This window comes from Lysinibacillus sp. FW12, assembly GCF_050817245.1.
GTDB classification, from domain to species: Bacteria; Bacillota; Bacilli; order Bacillales_A; family Planococcaceae; genus Lysinibacillus; species Lysinibacillus irui.
Map to the genome: position 1 here is coordinate 460,322 of NZ_CP139094.1, position 22,830 is coordinate 483,151.

24 protein-coding genes and 2 other annotated features are annotated in these 22,830 nt (G+C 37.1%); of the genes, 21 read left to right on the forward strand and 3 right to left on the reverse strand.

Features of this window, described 5'->3' with window-relative positions; translation table 11 throughout:
* The first annotated feature begins 1 nt into the window (after nt 1).
* Both SJW71_RS02465 and metG read left to right on the forward strand, forming a co-directional pair.
* Nucleotides 2-649 carry an HAD hydrolase-like protein gene (locus tag SJW71_RS02465; RefSeq protein WP_341387028.1) on the forward strand — a complete coding sequence of 216 codons (648 nt, stop codon included), beginning with the start codon at nt 2-4 and terminating at the stop codon, nt 647-649.
* 101 nt (nt 650-750) lie between these two features.
* Nucleotides 751-1,013, forward strand: a binding site (T-box leader).
* Nucleotides 1,014-1,069: 56 nt separating this feature from the next.
* Nucleotides 1,070-2,704: a methionine--tRNA ligase gene (metG, locus tag SJW71_RS02470; protein ID WP_431811714.1), complete on the forward strand. Its 1,635-nt coding sequence runs from the start codon at nt 1,070-1,072 to the stop codon at nt 2,702-2,704.
* Between the two features lie 49 nt (nt 2,705-2,753).
* On the opposite strand, the gene SJW71_RS02475 is transcribed toward metG, so the two are convergent.
* On the reverse strand, nt 2,754-4,325 hold the full coding sequence (locus SJW71_RS02475) for a 2-isopropylmalate synthase (RefSeq protein WP_431811715.1): 1,572 nt from the start codon (nt 4,323-4,325) through the stop codon (nt 2,754-2,756).
* Between the two features lie 88 nt (nt 4,326-4,413).
* Nucleotides 4,414-4,652 (reverse strand) — a binding site (T-box leader).
* Nucleotides 4,653-4,832: 180 nt separating this feature from the next.
* Here SJW71_RS02475 and SJW71_RS02480 point away from each other — a divergent pair.
* Nucleotides 4,833-5,303: a hypothetical protein gene (locus SJW71_RS02480; protein ID WP_431811716.1), complete on the forward strand. Its 471-nt coding sequence runs from the start codon at nt 4,833-4,835 to the stop codon at nt 5,301-5,303.
* A 68-nt stretch (nt 5,304-5,371) separates the two neighbouring features.
* On the opposite strand, the gene SJW71_RS02485 is transcribed toward SJW71_RS02480, so the two are convergent.
* On the reverse strand, nt 5,372-7,066 hold the full coding sequence (locus SJW71_RS02485; RefSeq protein ID WP_274794790.1) for a methyl-accepting chemotaxis protein: 1,695 nt from the start codon (nt 7,064-7,066) through the stop codon (nt 5,372-5,374).
* A 310-nt stretch (nt 7,067-7,376) separates the two neighbouring features.
* On the opposite strand from SJW71_RS02485, the gene SJW71_RS02490 reads away from it, so the two are divergent.
* From SJW71_RS02490 to SJW71_RS02510, 5 genes are all read left to right on the forward strand, one after another.
* Nucleotides 7,377-7,871, forward strand: a complete 495-nt coding sequence (locus SJW71_RS02490) for a DUF1648 domain-containing protein (protein ID WP_312507003.1) — start codon at nt 7,377-7,379, stop codon at nt 7,869-7,871.
* Between the two features lie 269 nt (nt 7,872-8,140).
* On the forward strand, nt 8,141-8,797 hold the full coding sequence (locus tag SJW71_RS02495) for a YdeI/OmpD-associated family protein (RefSeq protein WP_274794788.1): 657 nt from the start codon (nt 8,141-8,143) through the stop codon (nt 8,795-8,797).
* Nucleotides 8,798-8,848: 51 nt separating this feature from the next.
* Nucleotides 8,849-9,268, forward strand: a complete 420-nt coding sequence (locus SJW71_RS02500) for a DUF1801 domain-containing protein (protein WP_341387025.1) — start codon at nt 8,849-8,851, stop codon at nt 9,266-9,268.
* On the forward strand, nt 9,269-9,646 hold the full coding sequence (locus SJW71_RS02505) for a VOC family protein (RefSeq protein WP_322605292.1): 378 nt from the start codon (nt 9,269-9,271) through the stop codon (nt 9,644-9,646).
* Nucleotides 9,647-9,714: 68 nt separating this feature from the next.
* Complete coding sequence (locus SJW71_RS02510) at nt 9,715-10,695, forward strand: GNAT family N-acetyltransferase (RefSeq protein WP_274794785.1); 981 nt, start codon at nt 9,715-9,717, stop codon at nt 10,693-10,695.
* A 48-nt stretch (nt 10,696-10,743) separates the two neighbouring features.
* Here SJW71_RS02510 and SJW71_RS02515 read toward each other — a convergent pair whose 3' ends face one another.
* The gene (locus SJW71_RS02515) at nt 10,744-11,181 is read right to left on the reverse strand and encodes an Rrf2 family transcriptional regulator (protein ID WP_155593299.1); all 438 of its coding nucleotides are present in this window, start codon (nt 11,179-11,181) and stop codon (nt 10,744-10,746) included.
* A 190-nt stretch (nt 11,182-11,371) separates the two neighbouring features.
* Between SJW71_RS02515 and hmpA the strand changes: the two genes are divergently transcribed.
* The 13 genes from hmpA (at nt 11,372) to SJW71_RS02580 (ending at nt 22,733) form a co-directional block, all read left to right on the forward strand.
* The gene (hmpA, locus tag SJW71_RS02520; protein WP_274794783.1) at nt 11,372-12,538 is read left to right on the forward strand and encodes an NO-inducible flavohemoprotein; all 1,167 of its coding nucleotides are present in this window, start codon (nt 11,372-11,374) and stop codon (nt 12,536-12,538) included.
* A gap of 231 nt (nt 12,539-12,769) precedes the next feature.
* Complete coding sequence (locus SJW71_RS02525; protein WP_274794782.1) at nt 12,770-13,030, forward strand: metal-sensitive transcriptional regulator; 261 nt, start codon at nt 12,770-12,772, stop codon at nt 13,028-13,030.
* Between the two features lie 42 nt (nt 13,031-13,072).
* Entirely contained in the window at nt 13,073-13,414 is a 342-nt protein-coding gene (locus SJW71_RS02530) for a rhodanese-like domain-containing protein (RefSeq protein WP_274794781.1), read from the forward strand.
* A gap of 11 nt (nt 13,415-13,425) precedes the next feature.
* Nucleotides 13,426-13,725, forward strand: a complete 300-nt coding sequence (locus SJW71_RS02535) for a rhodanese-like domain-containing protein (protein ID WP_274794780.1) — start codon at nt 13,426-13,428, stop codon at nt 13,723-13,725.
* Nucleotides 13,726-13,770: 45 nt separating this feature from the next.
* A complete protein-coding gene (locus tag SJW71_RS02540) occupies nt 13,771-14,337 on the forward strand; it encodes a sulfurtransferase TusA family protein (protein WP_274794779.1) in 567 nt (188 codons plus the stop codon).
* 17 nt (nt 14,338-14,354) lie between these two features.
* Nucleotides 14,355-14,750, forward strand: coding sequence for a DsrE/DsrF/DrsH-like family protein (locus SJW71_RS02545; RefSeq protein WP_312506999.1), 396 nt, complete (start codon nt 14,355-14,357; stop codon nt 14,748-14,750).
* An 81-nt stretch (nt 14,751-14,831) separates the two neighbouring features.
* Entirely contained in the window at nt 14,832-15,959 is a 1,128-nt protein-coding gene (locus SJW71_RS02550) for an MBL fold metallo-hydrolase (RefSeq protein WP_274794777.1), read from the forward strand.
* A 144-nt stretch (nt 15,960-16,103) separates the two neighbouring features.
* Nucleotides 16,104-16,331 (forward strand): sulfurtransferase TusA family protein, encoded by a 228-nt coding sequence (locus tag SJW71_RS02555; protein WP_404809742.1) that lies wholly within the window; start codon nt 16,104-16,106, stop codon nt 16,329-16,331.
* An 80-nt stretch (nt 16,332-16,411) separates the two neighbouring features.
* On the forward strand, nt 16,412-17,188 hold the full coding sequence (locus SJW71_RS02560) for a sulfite exporter TauE/SafE family protein (RefSeq protein ID WP_431811717.1): 777 nt from the start codon (nt 16,412-16,414) through the stop codon (nt 17,186-17,188).
* A 12-nt stretch (nt 17,189-17,200) separates the two neighbouring features.
* A complete protein-coding gene (locus SJW71_RS02565; RefSeq protein ID WP_431811718.1) occupies nt 17,201-17,905 on the forward strand; it encodes a DsbA family oxidoreductase in 705 nt (234 codons plus the stop codon).
* A gap of 235 nt (nt 17,906-18,140) precedes the next feature.
* Nucleotides 18,141-19,091, forward strand: coding sequence for a c-type cytochrome (locus SJW71_RS02570; RefSeq protein WP_274794774.1), 951 nt, complete (start codon nt 18,141-18,143; stop codon nt 19,089-19,091).
* Nucleotides 19,092-19,264: 173 nt separating this feature from the next.
* Nucleotides 19,265-21,253, forward strand: a complete 1,989-nt coding sequence (locus SJW71_RS02575; RefSeq protein ID WP_431811719.1) for an ABC1 kinase family protein — start codon at nt 19,265-19,267, stop codon at nt 21,251-21,253.
* 325 nt (nt 21,254-21,578) lie between these two features.
* Nucleotides 21,579-22,733 (forward strand): C40 family peptidase, encoded by a 1,155-nt coding sequence (locus SJW71_RS02580; protein WP_274794772.1) that lies wholly within the window; start codon nt 21,579-21,581, stop codon nt 22,731-22,733.
* Nucleotides 22,734-22,830 lie beyond the last annotated feature (97 nt).

The following is a 22,830-nucleotide window of genomic DNA, read 5'->3' on the forward strand; positions in this document are numbered from 1 at the left end:
AATGAATAAAGCGTTTATTTTTGATATGGACGGTACATTATTTCAAACCAATCTCATTTTAGAGCCTGCACTTGATGCAACATTTGATGTACTACGTTCAAAGGGCTTATGGCAGGGAGAAACGCCGATAGAAAAGTATCGAGAAATTATGGGTGTACCATTACCTGTTGTCTGGGAAACATTATGTCCTATGCATTCGGTAGAAATACGTGAAGAGAGTAATGTCTTATTTCATGTAAAGTTGATTGAGCAAATACGTAATCGTAAAGGGGCATTGTATCCACATGCTGAACAAGCCCTTGCAGCATTGTCAGAGAATTATCCGTTATACATAGCGAGTAATGGGCAGGTTGACTATTTACAGGCAATTGTTGAAACATATCAATTAGGACGCTTTATAAAGGGAATATATAGCATTCAATCTATTGCAAGTGGTCATAAATCCGAATTGGTCAAAAAGGTAATAATTGAAAATGGAGTACAGGACGGAGCAGTAGTAGGAGATCGATCTTCTGATATTCAGGCTGCACATGACAATCAGCTACTGTCGATAGGCGTTCGTTTTGACTTTGCGCAAGATAACGAATTAGCGAAGGCCGATATTGTCATAGAGGATTTAACAGCATTATTAAACATAACGCTAGATTAATTACCTACAAACATTCCTCCCTCAACTTTTGGTGAAGGGCTGCTATAACGACAATCATTGCAATCTCGCACAAGAAAGAGTAAAATAGTGCCAATCCTATAAGAAAAGCATTGAAAAGGAAAAGTAAATTGGACTAGCATTTTGTAGAGAGCCTCTGTTGGTGGAAATGAGGTAAATGACCCCTTTTGAAAATGACCTTTGAGCTTCGTACCGAAAGCTTTTTAGCAAGTAGATTACGACGAGATGGGCACTCGTTACAACAGCGGCAGTATCTTTTATTTATTGAATGAGACGTACTGATAGAGGCAAATAGTGTGAGCTATTTGTAAATATAGGTGGTAACACGGGTATACTCGTCCTAATCAGATTTGATTAGGGCGATTTTTTTTACCATTTTTTATGTGAGGGGAGCAATTTAGAATGACAATTGTTATTGGAGGAGCTTGGCCGTATGCAAATGGCTCTTTGCATTTAGGTCATGTTGCCGCATTATTACCAGGTGATATTTTGGCTAGATATTACCGACAAAAAGGCGAGCAGGTGTTATATGTATCGGGCAGTGATTGTAATGGCACGCCTATTTCAATTCGTGCAGCACAAGAAAATACTACAACAGAGGCTATTGCCAATCATTATCATGATGAATTTACAAGATGTTTCAATGACTTAGGATTTACTTATGATTTATACACAAGAACGGACGCAGAGCATCATCATGAATCGGTTAAGGCTTTATTTTTACAGCTGCTTGCTAACAATTTCTTATACAAGAAAAAAATTGAACAGGCTTACTGTGAGACAGATAAGCAATTTTTACCGGATCGTTTTGTCGAAGGGATATGCCCGAATTGTGGTGCGAAGGCAAGAGGTGACCAGTGTGATAACTGCTCAGAAATTTTAGATCCGCTAGATTTAATTGATAAGCGCTGCAAAATTTGTGGGAATGAGCCAGTGATTAGAGAGACAGAACATTTTTATTTTACCTTTAGTCAATTTCAAGGAAGGCTCGAGTCTTATTTAGCGGAAGCAAAGGCAGAAAAGCGTTGGCGGGATAATGCTATAGGATTGACGGAGCGCTATTTGGCAGAGGGAGTCCCTGACCGAGCGGTAACAAGAGATTTACCAAATGGTATAGATGTTCCAGTGCCTGGCTTTGAGGGGAAAAAGATATATGTTTGGATTGAAGCAGTTGCAGGGTATTTAACAGCCAGTCTAGAATGGGCAAAAGAGCATCAAATAGCAATAGAAGACTTATGGAATGAAGAAACCATTTCGTATTATGTCCATGGTAAAGATAATATTCCTTTCCATACGGTTATTTGGCCTGCAATTTTAATGGGAATCGGAGCTAAGGCTTTACCAACACATATCGTATCGAATGAATATTTAACATTAGAAAAACGCAAATTATCTACTAGTCAAAATTGGGCTGTGTGGGTACCTTATATTCTAAGTCGCTATGATGCAGATTCTATTCGTTACTTTTTAACAATAAATGCGCCAGAAAACCGTGATACTGATTTTTCATGGCGCGAATTTATTTATAGCCATAACGGTGAACTACTAGGAGCCTATGGTAATTTTGTGAACCGTACATTGAAGTTTATTGAGAAATCATTCTCTTGTCAGGTGCCACAAGCGGAAGTGGATAGCGACATTCGTAAACAAACGATTCAGCTATTTAATGAAGCAGGTACTCTTATAGAGGCTGGTCATTTCAAACAGGCGTTAGAGACTATTTTTGAGTATATTCGAGGGGCTAATCGCTATTTTGACGAACAACAGCCATGGCTACAGGTAAAAGAAAATGTGAAGGCTGGCAATCATACATTAGCAACCTGCGTCTATATTATTGCTAATCTAGGCCAGCTACTACATCCGTTTCTACCGTTTTCAGCTGAGAAAATAAGAAACATGTTAGGCATCAATGATATGATGTGGCATGAACAAGTGGAACTGCCTGCAATCATTCAAGATGTGACGCCATTGTTTGAACGTCTAGATGTAGAGCGAATTGATGAGGAGTATCAAAAATTACTGAGGGACAGTCTCTAGCATCAAAAAGCAGTATGACTCTTAAAGCCATACTGCTCTCTTCTATTATTTAATTCATCACAGGTGTTAATTTTGCCACGACAATGCTATTGATGGCATTAATATAGGCAAGGGCGCTTGCCTTTAATATATCTGTATCTGCTGCTTTAGCAATATACTTTTCACCTGCATGCTCAATCGTAATTTTTACTTTACCTAAAGCTTCTTTGCCTCGTGAGACACTATTGATATTGTATTCCACAAGCTTTACATCAATGTTTGTAATTTCTGCAATGGCTGAATATAAAGCATCAATTGGGCCAGAGCCCACTGCACTTGCTTTAAACACCTCGCCACCTTTACAGATCTTAACACTTGCAGAAGGGAAGCTTGCATTGCTGACGACTTGTAGATCTTCGAAATCAAAGAATTGGTCACTGTAGTGTGTAGCGTTCTTATTGTTGGCATCATGCTTTTCATAATAGCTTTCAACAATAACGTATAAATCGTGATCGTATACTTCTTTTTTTGCATCGGCTAGCTTTAAGAAGCCTTCAAAAATCCCTTCAAATTCATCTGTTGAAAGATTAGAAAACCCTAATTTTTCAAGAGCATTTTTTACGGCATGACGACCAGAACGAGCTGTTAGTACTAGCTCCATATCATCAAGACCTACGTCTTCGGGATGGACAATTTCATAAGCATCACGAGATTTTAGCAACCCATCTTGATGGATACCAGAAGAATGAGCAAATGCATTATCTCCTGTAATGGCTTTATTGACCTGAACATCTAAGCCCATAAAGCTAGAAACAAGACGAGAGGTATTGATAATCTCTTTTGTATTGATGCGTGTTTCAGCATTATAAATAGAGCTACGAGTTTTTAGGGCCATGACAACTTCTTCTAATGCAGCATTACCTGCACGTTCGCCAATACCATTAATTGTACACTCTACTTTATCTGCACCATTTTTAATGGCAGCAAGCGTATTAGCCGTTGCCATTCCAAGGTCATTGTGGCAATGAACACTTAAAAGAACGCTGTCATCTAAATTTTTCATACGGTCATTTAATTTAAAAATCATTTCTCCAAATTCCTCTGGTTCTGCAAAGCCTACTGTATCAGGAACGTTAATCATAGTTGCGCCAGCTCTCATAACAGCTTCGATCGTTTTCCATAGATATTCAAAATCTGAACGAGATGCATCTTCTGTTGAATATTGAACTTGTGGTAATAGTGTTTTTGCGTATTTCACAGCATCAACGCCAATTTGAAGAATTTGATCCTTTGATTTGCTGAATTTTTTCTCCACATGAATATCAGATGTACCAAGTACCATATGAATCATTGGGTTTTCAGCGTATTTGACAGCATTATAGACAGCAGCAATATCCGCCTTTACAGCACGTGCTAATGCCGTAATCATAATGTCATTTGTATTGCCAACCTTTTCAGCAACAGCTCTGACGGCATCAAAATCACCTTGTGAGGAAGCAGGGAATCCAGCTTCGATAATATCGACCCCTAATTTTTTTAGTTGCTGGGCAATCTCAACTTTTTCATACAGATTTAGTTTAGCTCCTGGCACTTGTTCGCCATCACGTAATGTTGTATCAAACACCCAAATTTTTCTTCCCATTTTCAAACACTCCTTTTGTAGTAATCAGTTTAAAATCTACACTTAGGCCAATGATTTAATAAAAATAAAAAAAACCCGTCTCTATAAAAATAGAGACGAGTTTATGCTCGCGGTACCACTCTAATTGACATTTTCTTTACAGAAAATATCCTCTTATCGACAGCTATCACTGTCTATCCTGTTAACGGGGGAAACCGACATCCCTTACTAATATGTTCAGGGAGTAGCTCATGGACGAGTTCAAAATGTGTGTCTACCGATTTACACCAACCATCGGCTCTCTACAAGTACACAACCACTTTTACTATTTCCAATCTTGGCCTGCAATGTGTTATTGAAAGCAATATTACTTGGATATTAATGCGCTGTCAATAATTTTCTAAAAATTTTTTTAATTCTGTCTAAAAGGCGTGGCAATTTTATAAAATTTTGATATTCAATGGTATGTGCAAATGCCTATTTTATATAGTAATTAATGGTATATAATTAAATTTATGGATTAACATTATGGATAGAAGAAAAGTAGTTTTACATAATTTGAAGGAGTTGTTTTCAATAAAGAAAAAAGTTATTTGTATTCTAGCATTATTTTTAATAGCAATGATCTTATTAAATTTTTACAATGAATACAAAACAAAATACCTTATAAAGGATTTTCTTTCTACAGATCATTTAGGTGAAGAAGTTCATAAAATTAGTATCTTAAATGAATCAACGACCAAGATAATAAACATTAATAAAGATAATCCTTTATTTCTCTCGTTAACCGAATCACTAGAAGATTTAAAATTAAAACGGTCTAACTCACATTTTTCTTATACCGAAGGATATATGTTTATTATTTATCACAAAAACAGTTCATATCATATTTCTATCAATGAAAAGGGGATGCTACGAATTGATAGTGAAAATTATAGAATACAAGAGGAAAAAGCTATAAAGGATTTGATTGCTCTTATAAAAGAAGCATTCAAATAAGTAAATAAAAAACTACTCATTTTCTATAGGCAACACACCTAAAGAAAATGAGCAGTCTTTTTCTTGTTTTAATCTAATTTAAAGCGAGAGACTTGCGTATGAAGTTCTTCTGCCATATTGGAAAGAGTTGATGCAGAAGCTGCTACCTCTTCAATTGTAGCTAATTGTTCTTCCGAGGCAGAAGCGACATTTTGCAAATTGGATGAGGACATTTGAGCAATCGTTGCTATTTCATCAAAGGAAGCATAAATTTGCTCCGCGCTCGATGACATTTCCTCAGACACGGTTGTGGCCTCTTGAATTTGCATGGATACTTGTTCAATAAGCTCAACAATTTTGGCGAAGCCTTCTTCAGCCACTTTTACTACTTGCATACCAATTTGAACTTCTTGGGTACCTGTATCCATCACAGCTACAGCACGGCTTGTATCTTGCTGAATTTCGGAGATCAAAGTAGCAATTTGCTCTGCAGATTTTTTTGATTGCTCAGCTAATTTTTTCACTTCATCTGCAACCACAGCAAAGCCGCGCCCATGATCACCTGCACGGGCTGCTTCGATAGCAGCATTGAGGGCTAATAAATTTGTTTGCTCTGCTATGTCAGTAATAATGCTAATAATATTGCCGATTTCAATAGAATGACCATCTAAATTTTTAACAACACTTGCAGACTCTAGGACGGCTGTGTTGATTGTAGTCATTTGGGAAATGACACGATGTAATGATTCATTACCTTTTTTAGCTTCTGAGTTTGTTTCCATTGCTAATTCAGAAACAGCTGCTGTTGTAGAAGCTAATTGTTGTATACCATTTGTCATGTTTTTCATTGCTTCAGAGCTTTCTGTAGCATTTTTACCCTGAGCCTCCGAGCCACTAGCAACCTCTTGAATAGAAGAAGTGATTTGTTCGGTAGCCTGTATAGTTTGATCAGCACTTGCTGTTAATTCTGCTGCTGAGCCACTAACTTGCACAGTGTTCTGACGTACATTCTTAATTAACTCCTTTAAGTTTGTAGCCATTTGATTAAATGCTAGTGCTAAATCTCCAACCTCATCGCGATTTTTAATGCGAATTTGTTCGGCTGTTAAATCACCTTCAGCTATTCTTTTCGCTGCCTTAGCCATGCCATTGATAGGACGAGACATTAAACTACCTACAACCATAGCAATTATCAGACTTATGACAACAGCGAAGACCCCAAGAAGAATCATTTGGAATTTAATATCTTGGATTTGTTTTGATGTAGCAGCCATCTTTTCTTCAATATATTTACTTTGATAATTAGAAAGGTTTTCAACACGTTCATCGAACTGTTTGATAATTAATCGACCTTGAGTACTATCAAGCTTTTCATACTTTTCTGTTTCTCCTTCAGCTTTTAAAGAAAACATTCGGTCCGCAAATTGTTGGACGTTTTGCTCGCTTTTGTTAATAGCTTCTAGGAATTTAATAGATTCTTCTGAATCCAAAGTGGCCATTAACTCTTCAGATTTTTTCTTAAATTCCTCTCGTGAATCTTGATTACTTTGTAAATTTTGTTTGTCTCCAAGAAGTAAATAACCTCGCATACTTACAATTTCTTGTTTAGCTATTACACGTAATTCCTGAATACTTATAGATTTAGTAGTTTGCTCCTCCAGTAATAATCGATATGTTTTGTTTACTGAATCCAGCTGTTTTATATTTAAGCCGATTGTTGTAACAAGAACTAAAATAACTATAAAAAAACCGAGTAATAATTTCTTGTAGATAGTAAATCGCATAGTTGAAATATCCTTTCTCAGTAATTAGTAGAAATGTTACAAAATAATGAAATATGTATATATATCATTTATATCAGATTATATGGATTTTACAAAGTATTATGAGTATTTTTACAGTAGTTAATAGTTTGAAGATAGTATTAAATTATGATTAGAGTAATAAAAAATGGAGATTTTTCGGCTATAATACTGCTAATAATAGGGATAATTAATGGCATGTATTGAATACTAAGTCAATTTTCGTGAATTTTGAAACTTAAACCGTAATTGTACGTAGAAATAATAAAGGAAATGAACAGAGGTGGGAAAAATGTATAGGCCAATTTTAAAACTACCAAAAACTAAATCAGAAAAGATATGGGACTATATTGGTGGTAGTGCATTTATTGTATCTATCCTTTATATTATTTTACTCTGGGGTAAAATACCTAGCGAAATTCCTGGTCATTTTAATGGTTTAGGTGAGGTTGATCGTTGGGGTTCGAAAATAGAGCTATTTATTTTACCATTCATTGGTTTGTTTTTATGGATTGTATTGGGGCTTCTAGAAAAGGTACCACATATGCATAATTATCCAGCACGTTTGAATGAAAATAATGTAAAAGCATTTTATTTAAATAGCAGAAAAATACTAAATGAAGTAAAAAACCTGTGTCTCATTTTATTCGCATTTATTTCGATTCAAATGGTTCGTATAGGTCTTGGTGAAGCCAATTCCATAGGCTGGTGGTTTTTACCGGTCATTATAATAGGGACGGCTATTCCGATTATTAAAGGGATTATTGCTACCGCTAAAATAAAATAAAGTAACAAACTAAGCCTTGGGATTATTTCAAGTGATTAGACTGTAAGTAAAAGGAATCGAGAAGTACCATCTCGATTCTTTTTCTTTTTCCGAAAAATATCACCTATGGGGGCATCAGCATTCATCTCTAACTAGAGGAAAACTTGAAATATTTTTATACCCAAGTTTTGAATATTTCAGTATACTATCAAAACTAAGATGTAAATGTATGAGCAGTTTGTTAAATGCTAAAATTGAAATAAAGAAGCAGTAGGAGAGGAATGTAAGCTATGCAGAAAAAATTTAAACTGAATGATGAATTATCAGTTGCTATAGTCAATCAACCACAAGATTTGCCATTAGAAGGGATTTCTCAGGTAGGAGAAGCACCTTTTGATCGCATTATTTCATTTGTGTTCTCTGTGGAGGAGATGGTAACGTATTTACAAAAAGTGTTAAAAGGTACTCGTCTAAAAGAACAAGGTTACTTATTTTTTGTTTATCCTAAAAAGGGGAATAAAAAATATGAACAGTTTATCCATCGTGATGAAATTTTTCCAGCAATCCAAGTTGACGACGAAAAGTACATCGTTGGTAGTGATTTGAAATTTGCTAGCCTAATGTCATTAGATGATACATTTTCAATTTTAAGCATCAAGCGAGATGGTAAAGGAAAAGGGAAAAAGAAGACGGCAAGTAGTCAATGTGTAAGTGATTATGAAAGGATGATTCCTCAATTACGTGATTCACTTGCAGACAACCCTTATGATTTAGCATTTTATGATGAGCTAACACCAGGCTATCAAAAGGACTGGGCGCGTTATATTTATAGTGCTAAAAAACAGGATACACAAATAGCCCGCCTACAAGAGATGCGCGAAATTATTGGATTAGGCTACAAAACCAAGGAGTTATATCGCAAAGCAAAAGCTGAGGCAAATGAATAAAGATTTTAAAATAAATGATAAAGTGAGGCAATAGGTATGGAGAATATATACATGGAGCAAGTTGAAGAAAAATGGCGTGTTGCGTTTAGCCAGCTTGTAGATGTTGTTGCAACGAATATACCAGATGGATTTGAACAAACAATGCAATATGGCGTGGTTAGCTATGTTGTTCCTTTAACAGCCTATCCAGATGGCTATCATGTTACACCAAATACCCCATTACCTTTTATTAGCCTTGCAGTCCAAAAACGTCATATTGCGCTATACCATATGGGGATATACGCAGATCCAGCATTGCTCTCTTGGTTTCAGGAAGAATATGCGAAGAGAGTATCAACGAAGTTAAACATGGGGAAAAGCTGTATTCGTTTTACAAGTACAAAATATATTCCATTTGATTTAATAGGAGAGCTTGTTTCAAAAATGACCCCAGCACAATGGATCACTCACTATGAAGGAGCAAAAAAATAGATGAAAAGTGCAACTACATTTTTAATGTTTCAAGGGCAAGCGAATGAAGCTATTGAACAGTATCAGCAATGGTTTACAGATTTAGAGGTTGCCAGTCTGACGTATACGGAAAATTCACAGCAAGTGGCGATGGCAGTTCTCCATTTAAAGGGATTAAAATTAATGGTGAATGATAGTGTTATCCAGCACAATTTCACATTTACCCCATCCACGTCTATCTTTATAGAGTGTGATTCGGAGGAAGAAATAAGCTATTTAGTTACGCACATATTAGAAGGTGGACTTGCATTAATGCCTCTTGATAATTATGGGTTTTCTAAAAAGTTTGCGTGGATTCAGGATCGTTTTGGTGTGTCCTGGCAGCTATCATATAATTGAAGGTCAGGGATATGAATATATTCTTAAAGAATGTTAAAAAATACAATGTTAGTAAAGGGGAATAGTAGATGGCGGTAACTTTAGTGAAGCATGATATTAAATATGCTGAAGCCATGCATGAATTGTCTTCTATGCCACAGGTTCGAGATGCGCTTGGGTTACCTGCTGGTAAGGTAGAGGATACAATTAATTTTATTAAACGTGAATGTGTGGATGAAGAAGAAGGTAAAACAGTTCCTCGTGTTGTCTTGAATGAGGAAGGGCAACTAATTGGCGTGACATCATTAATGTTTATAGACCATCAAAAAAAGAGCTGTCATATTGGGTCTTGGCTTGGCTACCCATTTTGGGGAAAGGGCTATAATCTTGAAGCCAAAACAGCTATCTTAGATATTGCTTTTTTTGAACTTGGTTTATTACGTGTTTTTGCAGGTGCAAGGAAGGTTAATATCCGTTCACAAAAGGCACAGGAAAAGCTATCTTTTATTCGATTAGGAGTTGAAAGTGAATATCCAGAAGAGCATTCATGGTTAGAGGTAAAAGAAAAGCAACCATGTGTGTTAAATGTCTTTGAACGGGAGGATTTTGTTCGTTACAGAACATCGCTAGAGAAAGTAGATGGTAAACGTGAAGACTTCTTACCGCAGCTCTTACTAGCGGATGACAGTGAAAAGGTAGTTCGTGACTACCTAGATCAGGGTACCTTATATAAAATTAAGTGTGGCGAGGTGCTAGCTGGGGTAGCCTTAATAATTCCCCAATCTAATACAACAATTGAGTTGAAGAATATTGCTATTATTCCAACGTATCAAGGGAAGGGAATAGGTAAGGAAGTATTACGACAACTCACTGAAATATGCCAGATGGAAGGCTATCAAACCGTTCTAGTTGGAACAGCAAATTCAAGTATTGATAATATTGCCTTTTATCAAAAAGCAGGCTTCCGCATGGAGGCTATTGAAAAAGATTTCTTTCGTAAATACCCAGAACCAATTTATGAAAACGGCATTCGTGCCTTAGATATGATTTTCTTTTCAAAGCAATTATAAGCATCTTCATAAAGAAATACCCGTCCAACAAGTGTTGAGCGGGTATTTTTACTTACCTAGCAGAAGAGCCATTAATTTTTCTTTAGAATGTAGGAAATCATCTAAAGTGTAACGATCTAGCACACTTAAATAGGCTTGTAAAGCTTCGTACAGAACACCTTTTAGCTGACATTCTGGGGCTATTTTACATAGATTATTTTCTTTGTCGAAACATTCTACAAGGTGAAAATCCTCTTCTGTATGACGCACAATTTCACCAATAGTAATAGTTTTTGGATCGATAGCGAGGCGAATACCGCCACCACGACCACGGATTGTTTCAATATAGCCTAATAATCCAAGCTGATGTGTCACCTTCATTAAGTGGTTTTTCGATATATTATAAGCATCTGAAATCTCTTGAATAGTTGATAATTGGCCGTCTTCCTTTGCACCTAGATAAATAAGCGTACGCAAAGAGTAGTCTGTGTATAAAGTTAAGCGCATTAGAACACCCTACTTTCTATAATTCAAAATTATTATAGCATTTTTACATTGAAGTATAATATTTTCAAACGTTTTTTAAAGATGTATTTAAAATACATTAATTATGTCCATTTTGTTAAAGATGTATTTCATATATTGCTTTAAGGAAATGAAAGCGTTATATTGTAATCACGAAAGGATGGTAAGCGATATGTTAAAACAAGAAACTATTAAAATTATTAAGGCAACAGTACCTGTATTAGAAGTTCATGGTGTTGAAATTACAAAGACGTTTTACAAAAATATGTTTCAAGCTCATCCAGAATTACTGAACATTTTTAATCACACGAATCAAGAACAAGGCCGTCAACAAACAGCATTAGCTAACACTGTTTATGCTGCTGCTGTTCATATTGAAAACTTAGAAGCGATTTTACCTGCTGTAATGCTTATAGCACATAAACACCGTAGTTTAGGCATTTTACCTGAACATTACCCAATTGTTGGAGAACATCTATTAAAAGCAATTAAAGAAGTACTTGGTGACGCAGCAACAGATGATATTATTAATGCATGGGCTGAGGCTTATGGCGTTATAGCTGATATTTTCGTTCAAGTGGAAGAAGAGTTATACCAAAAGGCTGAAAATAATGGTGGATGGCGCCTATTTAAACCATTAAAAGTGGCGAAAAAAGTTGTAGAAAGCGACTTAGTTACATCTGTTTATTTTGTAAATGAAGATGGTTCACCATTACCGACTTATGAACCAGGCCAATACATTAGCATTCGTGTAAAAGTGCCGGGCGAAGAGTATTTAATGAATCGTCAATACACACTTTCACAGGCAAGTGCAGAAGATGGCTATCGTATTTCAGTAAAACGCGAAAGCGATCATACACCAAATGGTAAAGTTTCTAACTTTATTCACGATAACTTACAAGTTGGAGATTTAGTAGATGTAAGTGCTCCAGCTGGTTTATTTGTTCTAGAGGAAACTGCTGCACCAATTACATTTGTGAGTGGTGGTATTGGGGTAACACCTTTAAACAGTATGCTACAATCTTTAAAAGAAGATGCAACAAATAAAGTTAACTTTATCCAATGTGCTCGTAATGAGAAAGTTGTGGCATTTAGCGATGACATTAAGGAGAAAGTAAATGCGTTGCCAAATGCTTCATACACAGCTTTATATTCTGATGAAGACAAGCTTATCACTAAAGAATTATTAGCAGAAAAAGTAGCTGATAATGCAGATGTTTATGTATGTGGACCTGTAGGCTTCATGGAAGCTGTTATTAAAAATTTACAGGAAATTGGCGTGAAGGATGAGAAAATTCACTATGAGTTCTTCGGACCAGCCATGCAATTAGCTAAATAATAAGAGGATTCCCTGTTATGAGAAAAAACTCATAACAGGGTTTTTTTATTGTGGGCATAGTGACGGGTAGAAATAAAAAAGTGAAGAGACCAGAAAGAGGCATATAAACGACGGATTACAGTCCTTAAAGAAAAAAGGTTGAAGCTTTCGTGTTGACAATATACCTATAGGGGTATAATATGAATCTCGTAAGTAAGTTCAATCAATCGTTTTGGAAGGGGGCATAACAGAATGGCATATGGCTCAAACACTGCAAATCGTGTGAAACGTATGGAAGGTCAATTGCGTGGTATTTTACGCATGATGGAAGAAGGTCAAAGCTGTAAGGATGTGATCACACAGCTATCTGCCGTGCGTTCTGCGGTTGATCGGACGATCGGTGTTATTGTAAGTGAAAATTTATTGGATTGTGTATCGACTGCCGAAGGTGATGCAGAAAAAATGAATCTAGCCATCCAAGAGGCAATGGATCTAGTTGTGAAAAGCCGATAAATTTATATACCCTTTAACGTATAAAGAAGGAGGAATGATCATTTGGAGATATGGATAATTATTGCGTTAATCGCTGTATTTTTTATTTGGCGAATGAAACCAACAAAGGGCGTTCAGTCAATCTCGACAGCGCAATTAAAAAATATGCTGAATGATAAGGATAAGATATTTATCGATGTACGCACACCTGCTGAATATAAAGGTCGGCATATCTCTCAATTTAAAAACATGCCACTTGGATCGAGCTTTGACAATTTGCCAAAGGATAAAGAAGTAATCGTTATTTGTCAAAGTGGTATGCGAAGTAGTCAGGCGTGTAAACAATTGAAAAAGCAAGGCTTTGAACGTGTTACCAATGTTCGAGGTGGTATGAGTGCTTACTAGGAGGAGATAGAATGAAGGAAATTACGGCGAATGAAGTACAACATTTGATAGATCAGGGGAAAAAGCTGAACCTTATTGATGTTCGAGAGGTAGATGAGGTACAAGCTGGACATATACCAGATGTTATGCATATACCGCTTGGTTTATTGGAATTTCGACTGCATGAATTAAATAAAAATGAGTCGTATATTATGGTTTGTCGTTCAGGTGCCCGTAGTGGTCGTGCTACCCAGTTATTAGAAGATAATGGCTTTGATGCATCGAATATGGCTGGTGGTATGTTAGCTTGGGAGGGTAAAGTACAAATATAGATAATATCTATATTTTTTTGTTAAAAATAATACCGGGTATGGTATATGGAGGTTGTGGAAAATATGAAGGCGGATTTTCAGCTAGATGCCAAGGGCCTTTCTTGCCCGATGCCGATTGTGAAAACAAAAAAAGCTATGGTTGATTTAGTGGATGGTCAAATTTTAGAAGTATCTGCGACAGATAAAGGGTCAAAAGCCGATATTGCGGCATGGGCTGAAACTGTAGGCCACCAATATATAGGCACTATAGAAGAGGATGGCGTGCTGAAACATTATATTCGTAAATGTACCAACGATCAAATAGAAGACATAACGTTTGATCAAACAATTGATCTAGAACAAATCACTAGTCGTGAAGGATTAATTCTTGATGTACGTGAGGAAGCGGAATTCGCTTTTGGCCATATTGAAGGGGCAAAATCTATCCCAATGGGCGAACTAGAGGCACGTCTTTCAGAGCTTGATAAAGAGCAGGAGATTTATATTATTTGTCGTACCGGCAAACGCAGTGATATGGCTGCGCAGAAGCTTGCTTCACATGGTTTTACAAAGGTATTTAATGTCTTACCAGGAATGACATCCTGGAAGGGTGAACTTACAAAAAACATTTAAATTGGAGGAATTTTATTATGTCAAACAAGGTAGCAATTATTGCAAGTAATGGTGGTTTATTTGATGCTTATAAGGTGTTTAATATCGCAACGGCAGCGGCAGCTTCAGAAAAGGAGGTAGCAATCTTCTTCACATTTGAAGGATTGAATTTTATTCATAAGCAAGGTATGCATGCGCTACCAATGCCTGCTGGGGCAGAGCATTATGCGGAAGGTTTTGCAAAAGCAAATGTTCCGGCCATTCCTCAATTGGTGGAAATGGCACAGGAATTAGGTGTGAAATTTATTGCTTGTCAAATGACTATGGATGTAATGGGTTTATCGACGGAAGATTTTATTGATGGTATTGAGGTTGGCGGAGCTGTAACATTCCTTGAATTTGCGAAAGATGCAGCGCCATCTCTAACTTTCTAAAGACTTGTACTTCAAGGCGGAGAGTGGAGAAAGCTCTCCGCTATAAAAAACATTAAAATTATACCTATGGGGGTAAACTGTATGTCAATTCAGAAGTGGAATGCGTCACAAGTTGCTAAAAAGGTTATTAACAATGAAGAATTGTTTATTTTAGATGTTCGTAATGCGGATGCATTTGAAGATTGGAAAATTGATGGTCGCCGCTTTGAGTACTTAAATATTCCGTATTTTGAACTGTTAGATGGAATTGAGGAGATTTTACCGGAAATCCCATCAGATAAAGAAGTATTAGTAGTTTGTGCAAAAGAGGGGTCATCATTGATGATCGCGGAAATGCTAGCTGAAGCAGGTCGAGATGTTGCTTATTTAGCAGGAGGTATGAAATCTTGGAGTGAATACCTAGAGCCGATTAAAGTTGGCGATTTAACAGGTGGTGGCGAGCTTTATCAGTTTGTCCGTTTAGGAAAGGGCTGTCTTTCTTATATGATCATATCTGAAGGAGAAGCTGCTATCATTGATGCTGTTCGTTTTACGAATATATTCACAAGCTTTGCAGAACAACAGAACGTTAAAATTAAACATGTTTTTGATACACATTTACATGCAGACCATATTTCAGGTGGTCGCCATATTGCAGAAGCAACTGGTGCAGCTTACTATTTACCACCAAAAGATGCGGAAGAGGTTGTCTTTCAATATACGCCATTAGTTGATGGAACAACTGTTCAAATCGGAGCATCTAAAATAGATGTAGGAGCTATCTATTCTCCAGGTCATACAATTGGTTCTACTTCATTTGTGGTCGATAACAAATATCTGTTAACAGGAGATATTTTATTTATTGATTCAATCGGACGTCCTGATTTAGCGGGACTTGCTGATGATTGGGTTGGAGATTTACGTGTTACGCTTTACAAGCGTTATCGCGAATTGTCTGATGAACTTATTGTATTACCAGCGCATTTTATGATTATTGATGAGTTGAATGAAGATGGAACCGTGGCAAAACGCTTAGGAGATTTGTTTGCCCAAAACCATGGTTTGAATATACAAGATGAAGAAGAATTTAGACATGTGGTGACCGATCAACTCCCTCCACAGCCGAATGCTTATCAAGAAATTCGTCAGGTCAATATGGGGAAAATAACACCTGCACCAGATGAACAAACAGAAATGGAAATTGGACCAAATCGCTGTGCTGTACGATAGAGCATGCTAAAGTGCAATGAGTACGCATGCATGCTTATAACATGTAAATTCCGTGGATTGAAGGCGCTCTTCCTTCATGAAGATAAAAAACAAGAAGACTCGGCAAAATCGCTTACAAGCTTTGCCGAGTCGAAGGAGATTATGATGAAACCTAATTTACAACTAGATGCAAAAGGCCTGTCTTGTCCAATGCCTATTGTGAAGACAAAAAAAGCAATCGACACCTTAAAGGCAGGGGAAGTTTTAGAAGTTCAGGTGACAGATAAAGGAGCTTTAGCGGATATTCCTGCTTGGGCAAAAGCTGGGGGTCATATCATTTTAGACCACTACGAAGAGGCTGGCGTCATTACATTTTTAATTCAGAAAGCATAGAGCGGATTGAGGGTTGTCTATTACAGTAGAACAACCCTCCTTTCTCTTTATTGATTGCAGCCAGAAAGAAGGAAAAACAAATGGATATTGCATGGATCTTAACCATTTTACTTATTGGTTTTCTTGGTTCATTTGTATCGGGGATGTTGGGGATTGGCGGTGCTATCATTAATTTCCCGATGCTACTATATATCCCGCCATTATTAGGTTTTGCGGCCTTTTCTGCACATGAGGTGTCAGGGATTAGTGCGATTCAAGTGCTTTTTGCTGCACTTGCTGGAGTTTGGGTATATCGCAAAGGAGGATATTTAAATAAATCACTTATAATCTATATGGGGAGCTCCATATTAACAGGAAGCTTTGTAGGGAGCTTTGGTTCAAAATTTTTATCAGAGTCCGGTATTAACATTGTCTATGGTATCCTTGCGTTGATTGCAGCTGTGATGATGTTCATCCCGAAAAAGCAAATTGATGATAAATCGATGCAGGAGATTACTTTTAATAAACTACTTGCAGTCATATTAGCATTTATTGTTGGTATCGGTTCAGGGATTGTGGGGGCAGCTGGTGGCTTTTTATTAGTGCCAATAATGCTTATTGTCTTAGCAATCCCAACACGTATGACCATTGCGTCAAGCCTTGCTATTACTTTTATTTCCTCAATAGGAGGTACCGTTGGAAAATTAATGACAGGACAAGTTGAATATCTTCCAGCGCTCATCTTAATTGTATCTAGTCTAATAGCGGCTCCACTTGGTGCGAAAGTAGGGGGGAAGTTAAATACGAAATTCCTACAAGTTATTTTAGCGGTTCTTATATTAGCAACAGCGATAAAAATTTGGATGGACATTTTATAAGGGGGGATAGCTTTGAAAATTGAAGTCTTTTCTGATTTCACATGTCCGTTTTGTTATATTGGCAAGCGAGAACTAGAACGGGCAATTGATATTGCAGGCTATACAGGACTAGTGGAAATTGAATATAAAGCATTTCAATTAGACCCAGATATACCAAAAGTGAATGCACCAACCTTTTACGAGGCGATGGCTAAAAAATATGATATCACGCTAGAAGAAGTAAAAGAAATGGTCAAGGGCATAGCTATGAAAGCAATGGAGGTTGGTTTGGATTATGAATTTGCTAAGATGTCCACTTCCCATACTGAAAAAGCACATCGTTTAGCGAAGTGGACACAGCAATTTGGTAAAGCGACGGCTTATACAGAAGCATTAATGGCTGGTTATTTTAAAGAGGGTAAAGATGTAAATGATGACGATTTTTTATTAAAAGTTATTGCGAAATTAAATTTAAATGTGGAAGAAGCGAAGAAAATCATAACATCGGCTGACTTTAGTGAAGCATTAGAACAGGATCGCTATGATGCCCAACAACTGGGGGTACAAAGTGTACCATTCTTTGTGTTTGAAAATAGATATGGTATTAAAGGCGCTGAACCAAATGAGGTTTTTGTAAAAACTTTACATCAAGCGGCGGAAATAGCGGGTATCCAACCAATAATAAAGATAATGGGAAATGGTGAGTCTGTATGTGCCGATGGAGTATGTAAATTGTAAAAGGCTAGATGAGTGTCGAGTACATGATGTGCTCGACACTTTTTTATTCAGATATGGCTATATACTGCAAGAGGTATTAAGTCTTGTTTTCTTTGTTGTAGGACAATAAAAATGTATATTTTAACCATTTTTATCATCTTAATGGTTCTGTTTTAGGTATGTGTGAGAAAAATCACATCCAAATAATTGCTATGTTGCTAAAATGAAAAGGAAGATACAAAGGGGGGTATTATAGATGAAACCTATAGTAGCAGGAGTAGCAGGGACAGTACTGTTAGCAGGCTCAATCTTTGTTGGAACAATTGTCAGCGACAAAATTTCAGTAGAGTCAAATGCTGGCAAGGATGAAAAGACAGTGCAGACACAAATACCAACAACAGCAGCTGCTCAGTCGTTGGTCTATGCTCCACCAAGTATTGAAGAGGTGCCGGATGGACCTATGAAAGAGGCGATATTATACGGCTATGAGCTAGTGAATAACACACATGTTGCAGCAGATGAATATGTGGGGAATCAATTATCTTGCACAAGCTGTCATGCAGGAGCAGGCTATGATGAGCAAGCATCGTCGTTAGTAGGGGTCATGGCAAATTATCCACAATATATTGGACGCTCTGGTGATGTTGTGACGATAGAAGAGCGTATTAATGGCTGTATGGTTCGTAGTATGAATGGTAAAAAATTTGAAATGAATAGTGATGAATTGGAGGCCATGGTAGCGTATTTTGCTTATATTTCTGAAGGTGTACCAATAGGAGCAAAACGTGAATGGGCTGGTACAAGTGATATGAAGAATGTTCCGATTCCAGATGTTGCAAATGGTGAGGAGCTTTATGGACAGTCCTGTATAGCTTGTCATGCTGCTGATGGTTCTGGTACGGGTGCAAATACAGGTCCTGCATTATGGGGAGATAATTCCTTCAATGATGGAGCAGGGATGGCGCGGATATCAAAAATGGCTGGTTATATTCAAAACAATATGCCAGTCGGAGCAGCAGGTACTTTAACAGATCAGGATGCTGCTGATTTAGCCGCTTTTATTTTATCGCAGGATCGACCAGAATGGGCAAACCACGATAAAGACTGGCCAAAAGGCGGGCGCCCAAATGACATTATGAATAAAGAAAAACGAGAACAAATTAAAAATGGCACAATTGATTGGGAAAAAGTGCTTTCTACTAACTAATGACTGAAGGGATGCTGGCTGACAGCGTCCCTTTCCTATTTGTTAAGTTAAGCGGCTCATGGGCAATTTTGGATAACAAAATATTAGTTATGATCCTTGTAAAAGAAAGTTAGTACATAAATTTGCTATACTAGCGGTAGTAAGAGATGGAAATGGTGCAGGAGGTGACACTGTTGATTTTTTTGAAGTTTTTGATCCAAATTATCATAGTATCTGGTTTGATTTACATTGTTAGTGGACGATTAATTGGCTCCAATATCAATTTTGTTCGTAGAGTGCTATCGGTTGTTATTAGTGTGACATTAACCTCTTTTGTTTACTGGTATTCTTATTTGCGCCATACGGATTTTTTATCAGAAACGATGATGCAAACGGTGACAGAAGTCAGTACGCTCATTTGGATTGGGAGTATGCTACTCATTTCTATGTTACTCTATTTAGTTTTTGAACTGTTTGATCCAAGTGGTATAGCAACAGGAGACCGGCGAAACGGCCAAAAATCCATGTTATTTCGACTGCGTAGCTATTGGCGACAACAGAAACGTTTAAGGCAAGTACTAAAAATTGCTGTCACAAACGGTGTTGTGCAAACGATTAAATATGCTAGGCAACGTGAAAATGAAAAAGAGCTTGCCATTGCCTTAAGAGCAACATTAGAGCAATGTGGTGGGATTTTCATTAAATTTGGACAAGTACTGTCAACGAGGAAGGAATTATTTTCGCCCATTTTTATAGATGAGCTAGAAAGACTTCAGCACCGTGTGAAGCCTTTACCAGAGGAGCAAGTTACACAAATTTTAGAAGGCTCACTTCCACAACCAATGAATGAAATATTTAGCCATTTTCAAATGGAACCCATTGCGGCTGCCTCTATTGGTCAGGTGCATAAGGCGCGACTTAAAAATTATGAAGATGTTGTAGTTAAGCTTTTGCGTCCAGAAGTAAAAGGAATCATGCGTGATGATCTTGAAATTTTAGAGGAGTTTGCCAACTGGCTTTCAACAAAATCAACTTGGGCAGAGTCATTAGGCTTTCGGGAGCTAGCTGGTGGATTTGCGGATGGATTACGTGAGGAGATTCATTTAGATATTGAGGTCCGTAATACTTTACAGGTTAAAAATGCTCTAGCGAAAAGTGACTATAAAGTTCGAATACCTAAAATATACACAGCCTACAGTAATGAGAATGTCATTGTGATGGAATATATTCGAGGGCAAAGCGTAGCAGATGGGGCAGCTGAATTCAAACGGTTGTCTATCGATCGTAGGCAATTCGCAAGAACAGTATTATATTCATTTTTTGAACAAATGTTATTCTCTGGAATTTTCCATGCAGACCCGCATCCAGGAAATATCCACATCGATGAAACAGATGGCACACCAGTTCTGCTTGATTTTGGTGCAGTTGGGCGATTAGGCGCTACACAGCAGGAGGGTTTGAAGCTATTCTTGATGGGCATTCAGCTTAATGATTCAAGCGTTTTATATGATGGCTTAACATTATTAGTGGAAAAAGCTGATCACGCAGACCGTGCAAGGATGGAGCAAGCAATTGATCAAATTTTACTAAAAATCTCCTATGTTGATCGTATACCGACTGAAGAATTAATTCATGCATTATTTACAGTAGTAAGGGACTTTGGTTTAGCGTTCTATCCTGCAGTAGGGTTGGCTCTTCGTTCCTTAGTGACACTGGATGGCACTTTACGAGTAATTGATTCCCGTTTTGATATTTTTACCGAGGCAAAGGATTTTTCTGCTACATATATGCGTGCCTCTTTCTTAAAGCCATTTAAAGAACCAATGGCTACTAAAGAGCGACTTCAGGAAGAACTGTCCATGCTTATACCTACTTTACGTAAAATGCCAAGAAGAGTAGATCAGCTAATTCAACGCGTTGAAAGCGGGAAGATTATTTTACATCATGATGTTTTTTCAGATGAACATAATGCTCGTTTTATTACACATTTGTTTTCTCGCTTTGTGCTGCTTTTAGTAGGGATCACCTTTGGCATTATATCCGTGGCGCTTTTAGCTATCTCCCAATTTATTCATGATTCTTATGCGGTTTACTTAAATACTGCCGCCTATTTGGGTTTATTTTTATGTGCCATTTTATTAGTAAGATTATCGATACAAGCTCTAAGATCAATGAAACAGTAGATAGGGAATCTTTTCCCTATCTTTTTTTTGAAACATTGTAGAGAAATATTACAAAAACATTACAAAACGATGCGTAGGTCTAATGTCGAATAAGCTATTTTTATCGCTATGTAGATTAAATTGGTTATTTGTAGAATAAATACGCATTATATCTAATGTTACAGAAATATTTCGAGTTTTACTAATGTATTAAATAGATGAGAAATAGTATAAAAGTTATGCCGGAAATGCTAAACTTTAAAAGGCTAATATAAATATAAGAACAATTAATTAAAATAGAAATCGTTCAAGTGATTACATAGGATATCGAGAGCGAAATTGATAGATGAAGGGAAATGAAGGTAACGTGGGAAAGCGCAATAAATGGCGTAAGTCGATGGTGCTAGCATTGGCACTAGCAGGCGGCTTATTATTTAATACAATTCAACCAACAGAAGTACATGCCGAAGAAACTTCTCAACAAATGATCGAGAAAAAGGCTGAAATAGATAAACAAGTGAAGAAATTAGAGCAAGAATTAACAAAGCTACAACAAGAGATCGACGCAAAAGTTAAAGTATTTAAACAAGTACAAGCTGAAATTAAAGAAGTAGATGCTAGTATTGTTGAAACACAAAAACGTATTGAACAACGCTCTAAAATCTTAAGTGAGCGTATGGCTGCATATCAAGCACAAGATAACACTGTAGGCGTTTATTTAAATGTCGTTCTTGAAGCAAAAAGCTTTGCAGATTTAATGGACCGTGTCGTAGCGGTTAAAACATTAATGGATGCTGACCAAGAATTAGTGGATCAACAGGAAGCAGATAAAGCAAGCTTAGTGCAACAAAAAGCTACATTAGATGAAAAGCAAAAAGAGCTTCAAAAACAATTCCAAGAGCTTCAACAAAAGGAAAGCGAAATGGAAGTGAAAAAGGCTGAAAACGAAGCGAAATCACTTGCATTAAAAGCTCAAATTGCAACGAAACAAGAAGAAGAACGTTTAGAAGCGGAGCGTAAAGCAGCTGAAGAAGAAGCAGCTCGTTTACGTGCTCTTCAAGCAGCAACGCCAGTAGTACAAGCAACTCAAAATACTGGTGGTGGTCAACCACAAAAAATTATTGTTGGCTCTGGAGCTGGTACAGCATCATCAGGAGATGCTATTTCAACTGCTAAGCAATTCCTAGGTCGTCCTTATGTTTGGGGTGGTAGCAACCCATCAACAGGCTTTGACTGCTCAGGTCTTGTACAATGGTCTTACAAACAAGCAGGTGTTTCTTTACCTCGTACAGCATCACAACAATATTTAGCAACACAGCGTATTTCAGCAAGTGAAGCACGAGTTGGTGACTTAGTATTCTTCAGCTACGGGTCTGGGGTAGCGCACGTAGGTATTTACTTAGGTAACAACACAATGATCGATGCTCAAAACAACGGTGTCGTAATTGAATCACTTGATTGGTGGAATCAATATTTAGTAGGCTTCGGTCGTATTCAATAAGCAAGCCTCTTTAACTAATAGACGATTGACATGAGAAAAAGGTCATCTTTGTAGAGAAAAAATACAAAGATGACCTTTTTTTATTTAGCTTAAAAAT